14 protein-coding genes are annotated in these 13,259 nt (G+C 47.5%); 7 read left to right on the forward strand and 7 right to left on the reverse strand.

Features of this window, described 5'->3' with window-relative positions; genetic code table 11:
• Nucleotides 1-16 precede the first annotated feature (16 nt).
• Nucleotides 17-919: a hypothetical protein gene (locus GLV81_RS19160; RefSeq protein ID WP_197428872.1), complete on the forward strand. Its 903-nt coding sequence runs from the start codon at nucleotides 17-19 to the stop codon at nucleotides 917-919.
• Complete coding sequence (locus GLV81_RS02580; protein ID WP_197428873.1) at nucleotides 874-2,286, forward strand: hypothetical protein; 1,413 nt, start codon at nucleotides 874-876, stop codon at nucleotides 2,284-2,286. Before GLV81_RS19160 ends, GLV81_RS02580 begins: the two co-directional genes overlap by 46 nt.
• Before the next feature lie 330 nt (nucleotides 2,287-2,616).
• Here the strand turns inward: GLV81_RS02580 and GLV81_RS02585 are convergent, their stop codons facing one another.
• The 3 genes from GLV81_RS02585 to GLV81_RS02595 form a co-directional block, all read right to left on the reverse strand.
• Complete coding sequence (locus GLV81_RS02585; protein ID WP_157476588.1) at nucleotides 2,617-4,413, reverse strand: acyl-CoA dehydrogenase family protein; 1,797 nt, start codon at nucleotides 4,411-4,413, stop codon at nucleotides 2,617-2,619.
• Between the two features lie 105 nt (nucleotides 4,414-4,518).
• Entirely contained in the window at nucleotides 4,519-4,977 is a 459-nt protein-coding gene (locus GLV81_RS02590) for a MarR family winged helix-turn-helix transcriptional regulator (protein ID WP_157476590.1), read from the reverse strand.
• A 268-nt stretch (nucleotides 4,978-5,245) separates the two neighbouring features.
• A complete protein-coding gene (locus GLV81_RS02595; RefSeq protein ID WP_197428874.1) occupies nucleotides 5,246-6,577 on the reverse strand; it encodes a hypothetical protein in 1,332 nt (443 codons plus the stop codon).
• Between the two features lie 326 nt (nucleotides 6,578-6,903).
• Here GLV81_RS02595 and GLV81_RS21520 point away from each other — a divergent pair, with 326 nt between their 5' ends.
• From GLV81_RS21520 to GLV81_RS19830, 3 genes are all read left to right on the forward strand, one after another.
• Nucleotides 6,904-7,071 (forward strand): RNA recognition motif domain-containing protein, encoded by a 168-nt coding sequence (locus tag GLV81_RS21520; RefSeq protein WP_343030578.1) that lies wholly within the window; start codon nucleotides 6,904-6,906, stop codon nucleotides 7,069-7,071.
• A 204-nt stretch (nucleotides 7,072-7,275) separates the two neighbouring features.
• Complete coding sequence (locus tag GLV81_RS21015) at nucleotides 7,276-7,710, forward strand: glycosyltransferase family 2 protein (RefSeq protein WP_157476594.1); 435 nt, start codon at nucleotides 7,276-7,278, stop codon at nucleotides 7,708-7,710.
• Nucleotides 7,662-8,438, forward strand: coding sequence for a glycosyltransferase family 2 protein (locus GLV81_RS19830; RefSeq protein ID WP_281350846.1), 777 nt, complete (start codon nucleotides 7,662-7,664; stop codon nucleotides 8,436-8,438). The genes GLV81_RS21015 and GLV81_RS19830 overlap by 49 nt, the downstream gene beginning before the upstream one ends.
• Nucleotides 8,439-8,562: 124 nt before the next feature.
• On the opposite strand, the gene GLV81_RS02615 is transcribed toward GLV81_RS19830, so the two are convergent.
• Complete coding sequence (locus GLV81_RS02615) at nucleotides 8,563-9,039, reverse strand: Lrp/AsnC ligand binding domain-containing protein (protein WP_157476598.1); 477 nt, start codon at nucleotides 9,037-9,039, stop codon at nucleotides 8,563-8,565.
• Nucleotides 9,040-9,913: 874 nt separating this feature from the next.
• On the opposite strand from GLV81_RS02615, the gene GLV81_RS19165 reads away from it, so the two are divergent.
• Together GLV81_RS19165 and GLV81_RS02625 are read left to right on the forward strand one after the other, a co-directional pair.
• Entirely contained in the window at nucleotides 9,914-10,804 is an 891-nt protein-coding gene (locus tag GLV81_RS19165; RefSeq protein ID WP_246186199.1) for a MerR family transcriptional regulator, read from the forward strand.
• Nucleotides 10,801-11,331, forward strand: coding sequence for a thioredoxin family protein (locus GLV81_RS02625; protein WP_157476600.1), 531 nt, complete (start codon nucleotides 10,801-10,803; stop codon nucleotides 11,329-11,331). Before GLV81_RS19165 ends, GLV81_RS02625 begins: the two co-directional genes overlap by 4 nt.
• An 11-nt stretch (nucleotides 11,332-11,342) precedes the next feature.
• Here the strand turns inward: GLV81_RS02625 and GLV81_RS02630 are convergent, their stop codons facing one another.
• The 3 genes from GLV81_RS02630 to GLV81_RS02640 are packed head-to-tail and all read right to left on the reverse strand — an operon-like array spanning nucleotide 11,343 to nucleotide 13,226.
• Nucleotides 11,343-11,906 (reverse strand): mechanosensitive ion channel family protein, encoded by a 564-nt coding sequence (locus GLV81_RS02630; RefSeq protein ID WP_157476602.1) that lies wholly within the window; start codon nucleotides 11,904-11,906, stop codon nucleotides 11,343-11,345.
• On the reverse strand, nucleotides 11,851-12,426 hold the full coding sequence (locus GLV81_RS02635) for a hypothetical protein (RefSeq protein WP_157476604.1): 576 nt from the start codon (nucleotides 12,424-12,426) through the stop codon (nucleotides 11,851-11,853). The genes GLV81_RS02630 and GLV81_RS02635 overlap by 56 nt, the downstream gene beginning before the upstream one ends.
• 5 nt (nucleotides 12,427-12,431) lie before the next feature.
• A complete protein-coding gene (locus tag GLV81_RS02640) occupies nucleotides 12,432-13,226 on the reverse strand; it encodes a hypothetical protein (protein WP_157476606.1) in 795 nt (264 codons plus the stop codon).
• Nucleotides 13,227-13,259: the final 33 nt, after the last annotated feature.

A 13,259-nucleotide genomic window follows, 5' to 3' on the forward strand; every position in this document is an offset into this window, starting at 1 on the left:
GCAATCATTCACCTTCATGCCTAAATTTGATCCCAATATGCGCCTACGCTTTTTAACCCTTGTTTTACTGATGCTGGCCGGCCATGCCATGGCACAGTCAACCAAATCGCTGCAAAAAGTAATGCAGTTGAAAATGCAGGGAGATGGTGGTTCCAACGGAGCAGCCATTGCCTTCCATTCTGTCAACAAAAAATATTATGCGGCCATGGCCGGCAATACGAGTTACCCGCTTTGTGTATTCAACGAGCAAGGGTACCTGGTGAGTGGCGGACAAGTGGAAACACTGGCCGATGTACGTGGTTTGTGGTTCAACACCCGCAAGGCCAAATTGCAGGGCAATGCCTATGGCGAAAATGGTTGGTTTGAATATACCCTCGATGGCAATGGCATTCCAACCGATCATCGCGTCATCATGGAAAATGCTTCGCAGCCCGACCCGCAAAGTGTGGGCACATTTGCAGCCAAGCTCAACCAGGTATTGTTTTTTGATGGCCGCGATATTTATTTCTACGATGTCATCAGCGGTGAAGTAAAAGAGTCACTGTCGCTGCAGGAAATGCGCAAAAAATCAGGCATGAGCTCTTTCAATGCAGATGATTACAACAACAGCACGGTCTTTTATACGGGCACAACCGGTATGGAAATAGGCGTGGTAAATACCGCTACCCGCATGATAGAGCTCTATAGCATGACAGGCCAGTTGGGACAAAAACTGGCTATTCCATCCGGCGTGTCGCTGTATACCAAATTCAACTGCGGCTATGCCAACGGCATGTACTGGTTTTTGATCAAACCACCCGCACCTGGACCGGCTATAAGGAAGGCGCTGCTACTACCAGCGGTACATCCACACAGCCAGTTACTACTGGTACCTTGGGTGGGGGCTCTGGTAGCAGCAACAGTAAATACACCAAAATAGTAACGGTTGGCGATTTGTACTCCACGTACGATTTGAGTGGTAGCCATCCCGATCAGGTTTCCAGTTGGCGCAGTGAATGGGGCAATTACACAGTCGATCAAATATTGAATTTGGCAAAAGAAGATGGCTGGCCGGAAAACATCAATACGCTGTCCAAAAGAGATGGCAAGCGGGAAAGATTTACACAGTACAACACCTATTATGTAGCTGATGTAGGAACAGATAAAGTGCTGTTGTGGTTGCCTAAGAATGATAACCAGAATGTAGACAGTGACCTGCGTTTGCCGTATGATATTTACATGGTGTACAGGCGGTCAGCTGTTAATCTGGGTCAAAAAATGAAACCCGGAGGTGCCAGCAGCAATACAAAACCGTTAACCAGTGGCGGTACGCAGAGCAATCAGGGAAGGGCTACTAAAATTACTGATCCCGGCCAGTTGTATTCTACCTACAATTTAGAGTCTGATGAGAGCGGAGTGGCCAACTGGCTGCGCAATACCTACGGCAATGCCGCAGCGGCAGAAATTTTGAAACGTGCTGTAGAAAGTGGCTGGCCTTCTGCTATCAGCACATTTAGCAGCCGCAGCAATTACCGGGAAGGATTTAGAGATTATGTAGCCTATCACATTGCAGATATTGGTAGTGATAAAGTGTTGTTGTGGATTCCAATGAACAAGAACGGACACATGCCGGCCGCTTGCAGAGGAGAGCATGATATTTACATGGTGTATGGTCGCAGTGGTTTGAGCATGGGCGACAAAGTGAAAGCCACTGTAAATGTAAAGCAAGCAACAAGCAGCGGTAGTGGAACTGGTAATGGTGGTGATGATGGCCGCACCAAGCCCATTACCGGAGTGCTGGGCGGTGGAAGCGGTAGTAATACCAACACCAATGCTGGTAAAACAGTAGCCACCGGCAATTTTGTAACACAGTTTGAAACAATTATCAAAGGATATCCCGGCAATTTCGATAACATAAAAGGGAAGGAGACCAGTGAGCCCAATGCTACTTTTAAAGATTGGGAAAGCAAGATTCATCTTGCCGGCTCCTACAACAATTTCTTGACAGATGGTTTTGTTAATGACCACGTGGAGTTTACATCCATTTTTGACAGGTATAGCACCAAGCAAGCTGCTCTTGCAAAACTCACAAGCCTGGTGGCTGACATCATGAAAACACGAGCTGGTGTTGTTTTAGAAAAACTACCGATTGAAGAAAAAGACAAGTCATCTATTTATTACATAGTTCCAAAAACTCCCGTTGCCAAAGGCTTTGAGTTTTTAGTAATAGAAGCAGGCATGTATTTGGAAACAAGTGGAAAATGGCGTGTTCAAATCATGGTGTATTCTGAGGAAGAAGACTTCTAAACTTTCCACAGCCAGCAATAGAATGGTGGAATACAAAACGCCGCATGCATCATGCGGCGTTTTATTTTGCAGCCATGCAACCTTGTCAATTTTGCGGACATCCCGCTTCGCTGGTACATGTACACGGGCACTATCAGTGTAGTGTATGCGGCATCAATGCCTTACCCTGCTGCGATGGCGACAACTGTCATACAAATGCACAACTGCAGCATACGTTAGCTCCAGATGAAACCGGAGAATCCACACAATCGCCGGCTTGATTTTTTATGCATAAAAAAAGGCCGCCTCGATTTGAACGAGACAGCCTGTGTACTAAAATCTGATTGACTACTAGAAGCAATACTTGTTTTCGCTGATGAGCTTGTCAGCAATGCGACGGCGGGCGTCTTTGCTGTTGAACGGTCCGTATTTGGTGAAGCGTTTCAAACCCAGCAACATCATGCGTTGTTCATCGCCATCGGCAAAAGCATTGATGGCTTCCTTGCCATGCTTGTTTACCAAATCAACGGCATCGTTCAGGTAGCAACGCATCATGTCGGTATCCAATGCTACGGCGGCTTCGCCACGTAGGTTGGCCAGCTTTTGCACCCGCAGCAAGCAGCTTTCAGCTACATAAGTGGCAATGCTCATATCGGCAATGTGCATCAGCACTTCTTGTTCGTGTTCCAGCTGCATCATCAGTTTTTGCACCGCACCGCCCGATACCATCAAAATAGCCTTCTTCATGTTTTGGATGGCTTTTACTTCGGCAGCAAACATGCCTTCGTCTTCAGCGCCAAAATCAGGAATGCTCATGAGTTCTTTCATCACATTCATGGCTGGTGTCATCAGGTCTATCTTGCCTTTGAGGGCACGTTTCAATACCATGTCTACACTCAGCAGGCGGTTGATTTCGTTGGTGCCTTCGTAAATGCGGTTGATGCGACTGTCGCGGTAAGCACGGCTAATCGGATATTCATCACTAAAGCCATTGCCACCATGCACCTGTACGCCTTCGTCTACCACAAAGTCGAGGGTTTCGCTACCATGCACTTTCATCACCGCACATTCCACGGCATATTCTTCTGCGGCACCCAGCAAGGCTTCGGCAAAGCTCTTGCCAGCGGCCTGCAGTTCATGTTCTTTATCCTGTATGAGTTTGCTGGTGCGGTACAACGCACTTTCATCGGCCCAGCAGCGAATGGCCATTTCGGCCAGCTTGTGCTTGATGGCGCCAAAGTTGCTAATGGGTTGTTTGAACTGCTCCCGGGTATTGGCGTATTGAATGGTAATGTCGAGGCTGCGCTTACTGCCGCCCAGTGCAGCAGCATCCAGTTTCAGTCGGCCAATGTTCAAAATGTTGAAGGCAATCACGTGGCCGCGACCAATTTCGCCCAGCACATTTTCTACCGGCACTTTACAATCCTGAAAATACAGCTGCACGGTAGATGAACCTTTGATACCCATCTTGTGTTCTTCGCTGCCTTGGGTAAAACCTTCCATGCCCCGCTCCACTATAAAAGCGGTGAATTTGTCGCCATCAATTTTGGCAAACACGGTGTACACATCGGCAAAGCCGCCGTTGGTAATCCAGCATTTTTGGCCGTTCAAAATGTAATGCTGGCCATCATCACTCAGCTTGGCTACGGTTTTTGCACTCAGGGCATCGCTGCCGCTGTTGGGTTCGGTCAGGCCATAAGCACCTTTCCACTCGCCACTGGCCAGCTTGGGTATGTATTTGGCTTTCTGCGCATCGGTACCAAAGTACAAAATAGGCAGGGTGCCAATGCCGGTATGCGCCGCCATGGCCACGCTAAAGCTGTAGCCGCCACCCAGACCTTCGGCTACAATCATGCTTTCAATAAAGGGCTTGCCCAAGCCGCCCAGCTCCTCGGGAATGCTTACGCCCAGCAGGCCCTGCTCGCCGGCCTTGTCCATCAGGCTCGGCATCAGGCCGGGTTCCATTTTATCAATGCGGTCGATGTGTGGCAGTACTTCTGTATCCAGAAACTGCTGGCACATATCCATAATCATTTGCTGTTCTTCCGAAAAATCTTCCGGAATAAACACGTCGGCGGGATTGGTTTCTTTCACCAGCCATTCTGCACCCTTCAGGGCAGCGGCAGTGGGCTTCAGTTCGGTACTCATGGCAAAGCGGTTTTTATGATTTGATCGTTGTTTATTTCCGTTGTTGGGAGTGGTTCGGCAATGTTCTTTCCACTTCCTTATTCTTTATTGCTTATTCCTTATTGACTAGTTTCCCGCCACCACCAAATTCAGGTTTTCATACACTTTCGTGAGCACCCGGCGGGTTACTTCAATGTCTTCTGGCGGCACACCTTCCAGGCCTTCCAGCAAGGTGAGGTTGGCCAGTGCCATGGTGCGGTCACGCAGGTCACGGGCCAAATCGGTGAGGCAAATGCGGTTGATGCGGCGGTCGTCGGGCGTTCCCTTGCGTTCTACCAAACCCATTTTTTCAAGGTTGTCTAACAGTCGGGTAATGCTCGGCTTGTCGCGGTAAGTTTTGTGGCAGAGCTCCTGCTGGCTCACATTGTCCTGCTTCCACAGGTGTACCAGCACACTCCATTGCTCTACGGTTAGCTCAATGCCATTGTCTCTGAAATGGCGCTGCAGCCGGCGGGCAAGGGCGGTGTTGGCCACACCCGTAATCACAAAGTAGAGTTCGCCTCTTCTGAATTGGTTGTTTGACATATAGTTGTTTATGCAACTATTCAAAGATAGGCGGTTCATTCAAAAATCCAAATCGCTAAAAAGTGAATGTTTTTTGGGGCTGTCGGCCAGGTGCATGCCCCGGCTAGGGTAGGCGCTGCACCGGGGTGCCGTGCTCCGCCTGTGGCTACGCACCCCCGCCTGCTGCGGGGCCCTCCGCATCGCCCAGCCCTTCAGCAACTGGCAATACAATCAGCCAGTGACTGCACCAGTCCTGCATTTGTTTTAGCGATTGAAGTGAGGCCTTATTTCAAAAAGAGTAGGTCAGCTTTACCGAATGAAACATTAGTCCGCCATTATTGGGCCAAAAGCTATAGTTCATAAAGTCTGTGGTGCTATAGGCTGTTCCGCCAGCCTGCATCCAGTGGCTCCAAATCACCAGCGAATTAGACAACCCATCTGTTGGTGTAAATAGGTTGCCTGCTGTTTTAGTGGTGCCTGATACTGCTGCGCCACCTCCGCTCACCGTCCAGGTACTGGTAGATATGGAGTAATCGCTATCAGTAATGAGTTTTGCCTTTACGCTGATACCGCCAAAGGTTGGATCTACACCTTGGCTGTATACCATGGCCCCCATTTTGTATGCCAGGTTCGATACATCAAGGTTGTTTTCGGGCTTCTTGCTTCTGTAGTATACGGTTATTTCTGTGATTCGGGCACCCTTGGGTAAATTAAGCGGAGTGGTAAAATACCCACTCCCGGCGGTTGCGCCACCGGTAGTATTTCTGAAGTAATATAACTCGCTGCCAGGCGTGGATCTGTCTACAGTAAGGTAGCTGTTGCTATTGGTACTCACCGGCATGAAATCTGCCGCATTTAGCATCAGCGTATAGCTGGCTGCTGAGTCGGTCAGGTTGCCTTGCGCATCGGCATATATGGGGCGGTTACCCGTTCCTACAAGATCTGTAATTCGGATATTGCCACGTACATGAAGGTTTGTTTCGGGGCTACTGGTGTTAATGCCAACATATCCGTTGTTGGCAATGCTAAGTCGTTCCTGCATCAAATGAAGACCACCAGAAAAACTATACCCTGTAAAAAAGCCCAGCCGGGCAGTGTTGCTACTGGTGCCTATCGATTGTATTTGTGCCGCAGTATAATTGGATCCGCCAAAATTGAGTGTTGTGGCAACGTTAGTGCCCATGGCGGTACTGTTTTCCAGTGACAGCAGGTTACTGTTATTAGAACGAAGTACCAGCCTGAAGCTGCCAGGTGCTGTACCAATACCTACATTATTGCCAAACTGCGCACCACCTGTAAATATGGTGCCGCCGTCAGCCCACATTTTTATCCGTCGATCAATGCCGTTAGCATCGGTGCCGCCACCTACAATGCTGAGCGTATTGGCTTCGCCAAAAACATTCAAACCCAGTTTGCCATTGTCTGTTTGTTTGGTAAGACCGCTTCCCAGTTCAAGAACATTTTGACCGGCAATTTTAATGCCGGTGCTTTTTACAACGCCGGCTATATCCAGTTTTTCAGTAGGAGTAGCCACACCTATACCAACGTTTTGTGCTTCAAGACTTTGATGGCATATAAGAGTGCAGAAGAAGCTAATCGCTAGCAGGGAAAGCTGTTTCATGAGTTTGTGTTATGGTGTGCATAATGAAGACCAACCAAAAAAAGTAAAAAATTCATAAAGCTGCAAAAGAGAACCAGTAAAGACTGTGGATTTGCCTGCGCAAAATGCCTGAAAGCATGCGAGTGGTTGAAGTAGAGAAAGAACGTGGTCACAAAACATTAACAGCCATTCTAATCTGATACACTTACCTTCGCCCGGTCAATTTGAGTTATTTGCATTTTTTCAGGTCAGTCTTATCTGCTCAGCCGTTCTGGTTAGTTAGTATCGCCTCCCTCGTTATTTGCCTTTGCCTCAAGTATTTTTTTCATTTTTTATCTGCTAATCAGATGAACATTTATGTTTCGAACCTGAGCTTCGCTGTACAAGACGAAGACCTGAGAGAATTTTTTACTCCTTACGGAGAAGTTTCAAGTGCACGTGTTGTAATTGACCGTGACACCAACCGCAGCCGCGGTTTTGGTTTTGTTGAAATGCCCGACACAGCTTGCTGCTAACAAAGCAATTGCTGAGTTGAATGGTGCTATGGCCGATGGTCGTGCTATCCGTGTAAACGAAGCCCGTCCTCGTGAAGAGCGTCCTGCACGCCCTGCCTACAACAAGAGCCGTTGGTAAGCCAAGCTTCAAAAAAATCTCAGCCTCCTTCGGGAGGCTTTTTTTATGCCCATACAATAGCGCAGCGCCTCCCGTATCTTGCAGCCATGTGGTGGTGGTATGCAATCATTTTATTAGCCGTAGCGTATGCAGCATTGGTGCTGTGGTACAAGTCTGCGTGGCAGTCGTTGCCCTTGTATCCGCAAGTGCCGGCAGATTATCAACCCAACACTACAGTAACTGTGTTGGTGCCGGCCCGCAATGAAGCCGCCAATATTGCTGCCTGCCTCAAAAGCCTTGTGGCGCAACGTTTTCCTGCCAACTTTTTACAAATCATTGTACTTGATGATGCATCGGAAGATGATACTGCTGCCATTGCAACAACCTTTGCTCACCAGCATGCATTTGTGCAAGTGGTTTCGGTGCCGCCAGCTGCACAATCGCACAAAAAAGAGCCATCGAGTATGGCATTTCTAAAGCTACAGGCCAACTCATTGTATGCACCGATGCCGATTGTGCTGTGGGACCCAACTGGCTCATGACTTTGGTGCATGCTCACGAAACAAAAGGCTGGCAATTCATAGCAGCGCCGGTTCAATACATTGCCAAACAGCAGCAGGTATTGCAGGTGTTTCAGGTACTCGATTTTTTAACCTTGCAGGGTATTACGGCAGCCAGCGTTAGTAAAAAGTTTCATGCCATGTGCAATGGCGCCAATATTGCGTACAGTAAAAAAGCGTTTGAAGAAGTAAATGGTTTTGCAGGTATAGACGCATTGCCTACCGGCGATGATATGCTGTTGATGCATAAAATATGGCAACGCTATCCTGATGCTGTAGGCTGGCTCAAAAGCACGGATGCCATTGTGTACACGCAGCCTTGCCCTACGTGGAAAGCCTTTTTTCAGCAGCGCATCCGCTGGGCCAGTAAGGCTGCATACTATCAGGACAAACGCATCATTGCTGTGTTGCTGCTGGTGTATGTGCTGAATGTAAGCTTACTATTGGCTTTGATTGTTGGCCTGGTGGCGGCTATGCCCAAACTGTTGTTGGCCTTTGGCTTGGCACTGGTGCTTAAAACCATGGTGGAGTTTTTGTTTCTGGCACCGGTAGCGCAGTTTTTTCAGCAGCAGCAATGGCTCAACTGGTTTCATGTGTTGCAACTGCACCATATTGTGTACACTATCATTGCCGGCTGGCTGGGCCGCTTTGGCAGCTACCAATGGAAGGGGAGAAGAGTTGAGAAACCTTCAACCTTGGTACAGAAATGAGATGACAGATGACAGATGTTGGATGTTAGTGGAGCGGCTAAGTAGGGGAAAACATGCACTTACAACCTCGTCACCATGTTAACCTTCCAACCTTCCAACTTTCCAACTTTCCAACCCATCACCCTCACCCCTCAGTAGTAGCCACCTGAATATTCCGGTTCAGGCTTTCTTCCAGGCTGATGAGTGTTTCAGTACGTTCGATGCCTTTGATTTTTTGCATTTGATCGTGCAGTACAAAGCGCAGCTGGTTGATGTCTTTGCAGGCTATTTCTACAAACATGCTGTAGTTGCCGGTGGTGTAGTTGAGGCGTACCACTTCCGGAATTTTCATCAGGTCTTTGGCTACGGAATCGTACAGCGAACTTTTTTCCAGATAAATACCAATGAAGGCAATGACGGTGTAGCCCAGCTTGTGGGTGTCCACTGCCAGGCGGGTGCCTTTTACAATGCCCATTTCCTGCAACTTTTTGATGCGGACATGGATGGTGCCACCACTTACAAATAGTTTCTTACCGAGGTCGGCATAAGAAATTTCAGCGTCTTCCATCATGTGCTGAATGATCTGGTAGTCGAGTTTGTCGAGATTCAGTTTTCCGGCCATTTTTCAAAAATTGATTCGAAAATTTCTACAAGTAAAAATCAAACTATAAAAAATTTCAAAAGTTTGGTTTTAAAGCTTGAAAAATTTGGAATGAAAAGCTTGATTCGTTTAATATTGCACTGTAATTGAAAGAAAGCCAATTGCCTTCGGCATAAAAGTAAGGTTTGCAATTCAATCAACAATAGTTCTTTCTTTTTCGAAATAATCTAACGCAGACGATTTCGGAAAGACCATCTTGTAGGATGATGAAATTTTTGGCAGACATGCCCTCTTGTCTCGGGGGTGGGGAGTCCAGAAAAAACACTGCATAGAGCCGTGCCGGTTTTGTCGTTGGCAGGTCAACGTCAATTGCAACACCGGACCCGACCAGGGTTGACCACTTTTCTTTGTGCTGTTGCTAACTGCCCCGTGGAGGTTCGAATCCTTCTCCTACAGCGGAATTTTTGGTTTATTGTTTTTGGTTTGTGGTTGTCCGTTTTCAACTGCAAACAAATAACCAAAAACTACAAATAGTTCTTCTATTGTGGGGTGATGAAACTTTTGGCAGACATGCCCTCTTGTCTCGGGGGTGAAGAGCAAAGGATAAACACTGTATAACGCCGATCCTGTCTGCAGCAGGACCGACTGGGGTTGACCACCAGCAGGTTTGGGATCGCATCCCAATCACGATGTACAGCCGCTAACTTCTTCGTGGAGGTTCGACTCCTCCCCCTACAGCTTCAGCCTGATCATGCATTCTGTATGGTCAGGCTTTTTTTATGTACCCTGCTTATCCCCAATTTGGCTTTAGCATGTCCACAGGCCTCATTTCCATTCGTTTGCAACGACGGTTGTAGGTAGATTTGCACATTGGCCAAGCGCCATACTTGCAGCTATGATACCTGAGCAGTTAGACTTATTTGGCGGACCGCCCCGACCTCCCAAACGCATTCGGGAAGAAGAACCCGATACCAGCCCTGCCATACCGGAGCAAGAGCCCCTGCCCGACACCGATGATTCGCTGATGGCCACTACGCCCATACCCGAACCGGAAGCCATGCCAATGGAACCGGTTGCAGTTGAATTGCCGGAGGTGGCGCAGGAGGAAGAACCCATGCCCGATTGGATAGTGGAAGAAGAGGTGGCTCCAATAACCGATTCGTGGGAGGAAATAGTGGAGGAAGAACCACCCGCTGAAGTGGATGAAACAACTACTACGGAAGCACCAATTGCTGAACCAGCAGTAACCACACCTGTATCGGAAGTGATTGCCTGGATAGCACCGGAACCCATCCGCCATAGTGCAGCAACAGATGAGCCGGTTGAAGAAAAGACTACAACAACGCTGATAGAACCTGTGTCGGATATTGTGGTAGAATTTCCTGCAGGTAAAAAGAACAATGTAGCTGCCGCCGGTAATGCAGAAGTGGGGACGCCGGCACAAATGAATGTACCACCCGATGAAGAACTGTTTAAAAGACAGTACTACAGCATGCGGGAAACGGCAGCCATGTTCGATATCTCGCATTCTATGCTGCGCTATTGGGAAAATGAATTTGATGTGTTGCAACCCCGCAAAAACCGCAAAGGCGATCGCTATTTCCGCCCAGTAGATGTGAAGCATCTCCAACTCATTTATCACTTGCTGAAAGTGCGTCGCTTCACCATTGAAGGTGCCCGTGAATATTTGCGTAACCATAACAAAGCGCTGGATACATTTGAGTTGATTAAAAAGCTCGAAAAGCTGAAATCATTTTTATTAGAACTGAAAGCCAACGTATCATGACCCACTCACCGCTTCGCAAATGGATGTTTTTTGCCCTGTTTTTGGTAGTAACGCAACAGGTATTTGCGCAGCAAAAACTGTATGAGGTGTTGCCCGATGCCGAAGAGAAAAAACTCTTTCGGGGCATCGTAACCTTACAGGATATTAAAGGCGATAGCAGTTTTACGTGGTACAAGCAAAACCTGCAGTATTACAGAAATAATGCTGCTCTGGTAGATGCTTTCAAGCAAAAGAAAGGGCAGTTTCAGTTGGTGATTTTTGCCGGCACCTGGTGTCACGATTCACAACAAATTATTCCGAAATATTTCTCTTGCCTCGAAGCGGCAGGCATACCTGATTCTGCATTCACTATTGTAGCCGCCGACCGCAATAAAACAACGGTGGGCAACTTGCATCAGTTGTTTGGCATTACGCTGGTACCTACCGTGATTGTGATGAAAGAAGGCAAAGAAGTTGGCCGCATTACCGAGTACGGAAAAACGGGCTTGCCCGATGCAGAGCTGGCCACTATTATAGCTGCGTTGTAATCACTGGTTTTTTATCGCGGCTTTCTTACATCAGACTCCCCCGCCAATTCCAAATGATGGGTTTGCAATAAGCTGATGAGTTGCAGGTTGATTTGTTCTCTCAGTTTGAAAAAGTCTTTTATGGCAACCGCCATGTCCACAAAGTATTCGATGTGAATGATGTGTGCCGGACCGCCGGTATCACTCAGGTATACATTGCTGTCCAGTATGTCGGGCCGGCTCAACAGTTTTTCTACGGCAGCAATATAGCCGGCGATATGTGCTGGTTCTGCATTTAAATGCAGCTCCATTTTGTTGAACACATTGCGCTGCGACCGCAACGTGTGGTTGTCTAGAATTGAGTCAACCATTTTTTTATTGGGAACCGTTACAAATGTTTTTTCAGTAGTACGAATGCGGGTGCTACGTAAACCAATTTTTTCTACAGATCCTGTTACCGATTCTACTTTTACCATATCGCCAATGGTGAAAGGCTTGTCGAAGAAAATCACAAAAGATGCAATGAGGTTTTCCAAACTTTCACGAAACGCCAATGCCAGTGCCGCACCCACAATGCTGAGGCCGGTTAGGTACATTGCTCAGGTTGAAACCAAAAGAAAATTTGAGGATCATCAGCACACCCAAAATCCAAACGAGCACTTTCAAAAAGTCGCGGAAAAACATCACCAGCTGATCATCAGTTCTGTCTGCAGTAAGGGCAGCTTTTTGCTGCAGCAAATGCGATACATAAATAATCATGCGGTTGCACAGCCACACAAAACTGCCAATAAGAACGCCACGACCAATGGCTTCAATGATGTCGTGGAAAGCCGCTTTGTAAATCGTAAACTTCAAGAGCTCTGGCATGGTGAGCCTGTGCATGGCAATGATGAATGCCAATACCAAAATGAATAAATCTAACGGCGCCAGTACCAAATCGTGAAAGCGTTTGCGGTCGAAGGGGCGGTTTTTGTTGGTAATCATTTTGGCAATGAGCCAGGCCGCACCTTTCGATAACAATCTCCTGAAAATAGCTACGCCCAATATGATACCTGCAGAGATGAGATAACTCCGCAGACTATTGTCCAATATCATCTGATTCAACACTTCATTCATAGCAATTATTCTAAGGCTTGTGTGAGTGCATACGCATACAATTGATTGTTGCGCAGCACATATACTTTGTTTTGGTAAAAGCGAATTTTTTGGGCATCCCACCAGCCTGCGGGCAATTCCCATTTTTTTGTATCGATGCCGTTGCTACTCAGCCAGGTTACCACATCTTCGTTGGTGGCCAGTAAGCCGCGGCCAAAGCCCTGCAGGTTTTTCCAACCCTTGTATGGCAGGCTTTTTTGTACCGCACCAAAATAATCACAAATCAGTAGTCCGTTATCGGCATCGTACGCATACAGGTTTCTATTGAAATCGGTCAATGTCTGCGGATGCGGTGGCATATCGTACAGTACCCGCATGTCTGGCGACTCCAGCAAAACCTTTCCTTCTTCGTTTATCTTTTTGATTTGTGCACTCAGGTCGTCGTATACCCAAATATTATTGTCGTAGCTCTGTGCCACCGCATTGCATTGCAGCAGGCCAATGTTGCGTAAATCTATGCTCGTTTTCACTTGTAAAAAACGATCGAGCAATAGCAGGGTGCCAAAATCTTTGTACCACAATATAATACGCAGCGGGTTCGATACATCGATACTGTGCAGTGTACCCACGGTTCTTACTTCGTTGAACGTGCCAACAGAATCGTAGCGGTTGTTGAGCTTTTTGATGCGTTGTTGATCATCTACCAAATACAGGTTGCCCAAATTGTCTACTTCCACATTTGTCCATTTGCCGGCAAAGGTTTTTTCCAACTGCACTTGTAGTTTGGCAATGCCGTTAGCGGCATCTGGTATGGGTGCCACTTGCGTGAAGGATACCTTGCTTAAGCAACAGAT

It is taken from the genome of Phnomibacter ginsenosidimutans (assembly GCF_009740285.1).
GTDB lineage: Bacteria > Bacteroidota > Bacteroidia > Chitinophagales > Chitinophagaceae > Phnomibacter > Phnomibacter ginsenosidimutans.

What these genes read in the sequence shown, in the direction of transcription:
- GLV81_RS02595 (WP_197428874.1), bottom strand. Translation starts at nt 6,577, where the DNA reads ATGAAACAGCTTTCCCTGCTAGCGATTAGCTTCTTCTGCACTCTTATA.
- GLV81_RS02585 (WP_157476588.1), bottom strand. Translation starts at nt 4,413, where the DNA reads ATGAGTACCGAACTGAAGCCCACTGCCGCTGCCCTGAAGGGTGCAGAA.
- GLV81_RS02625 (WP_157476600.1), top strand. Translation starts at nt 10,801, where the DNA reads ATGACCCACTCACCGCTTCGCAAATGGATGTTTTTTGCCCTGTTTTTG.
- GLV81_RS02615 (WP_157476598.1), bottom strand. Translation starts at nt 9,039, where the DNA reads ATGGCCGGAAAACTGAATCTCGACAAACTCGACTACCAGATCATTCAG.
- GLV81_RS21015 (WP_157476594.1), top strand. Translation starts at nt 7,276, where the DNA reads ATGTGGTGGTGGTATGCAATCATTTTATTAGCCGTAGCGTATGCAGCA.
- GLV81_RS02635 (WP_157476604.1), bottom strand. Translation starts at nt 12,426, where the DNA reads ATGAATGAAGTGTTGAATCAGATGATATTGGACAATAGTCTGCGGAGT.
- GLV81_RS19160 (WP_197428872.1), top strand. Translation starts at nt 17, where the DNA reads ATGCCTAAATTTGATCCCAATATGCGCCTACGCTTTTTAACCCTTGTT.
- GLV81_RS19165 (WP_246186199.1), top strand. Translation starts at nt 9,914, where the DNA reads ATGATACCTGAGCAGTTAGACTTATTTGGCGGACCGCCCCGACCTCCC.
- GLV81_RS21520 (WP_343030578.1), top strand. Translation starts at nt 6,904, where the DNA reads ATGAACATTTATGTTTCGAACCTGAGCTTCGCTGTACAAGACGAAGAC.
- GLV81_RS02630 (WP_157476602.1), bottom strand. Translation starts at nt 11,906, where the DNA reads ATGTACCTAACCGGCCTCAGCATTGTGGGTGCGGCACTGGCATTGGCG.
- GLV81_RS02590 (WP_157476590.1), bottom strand. Translation starts at nt 4,977, where the DNA reads ATGTCAAACAACCAATTCAGAAGAGGCGAACTCTACTTTGTGATTACG.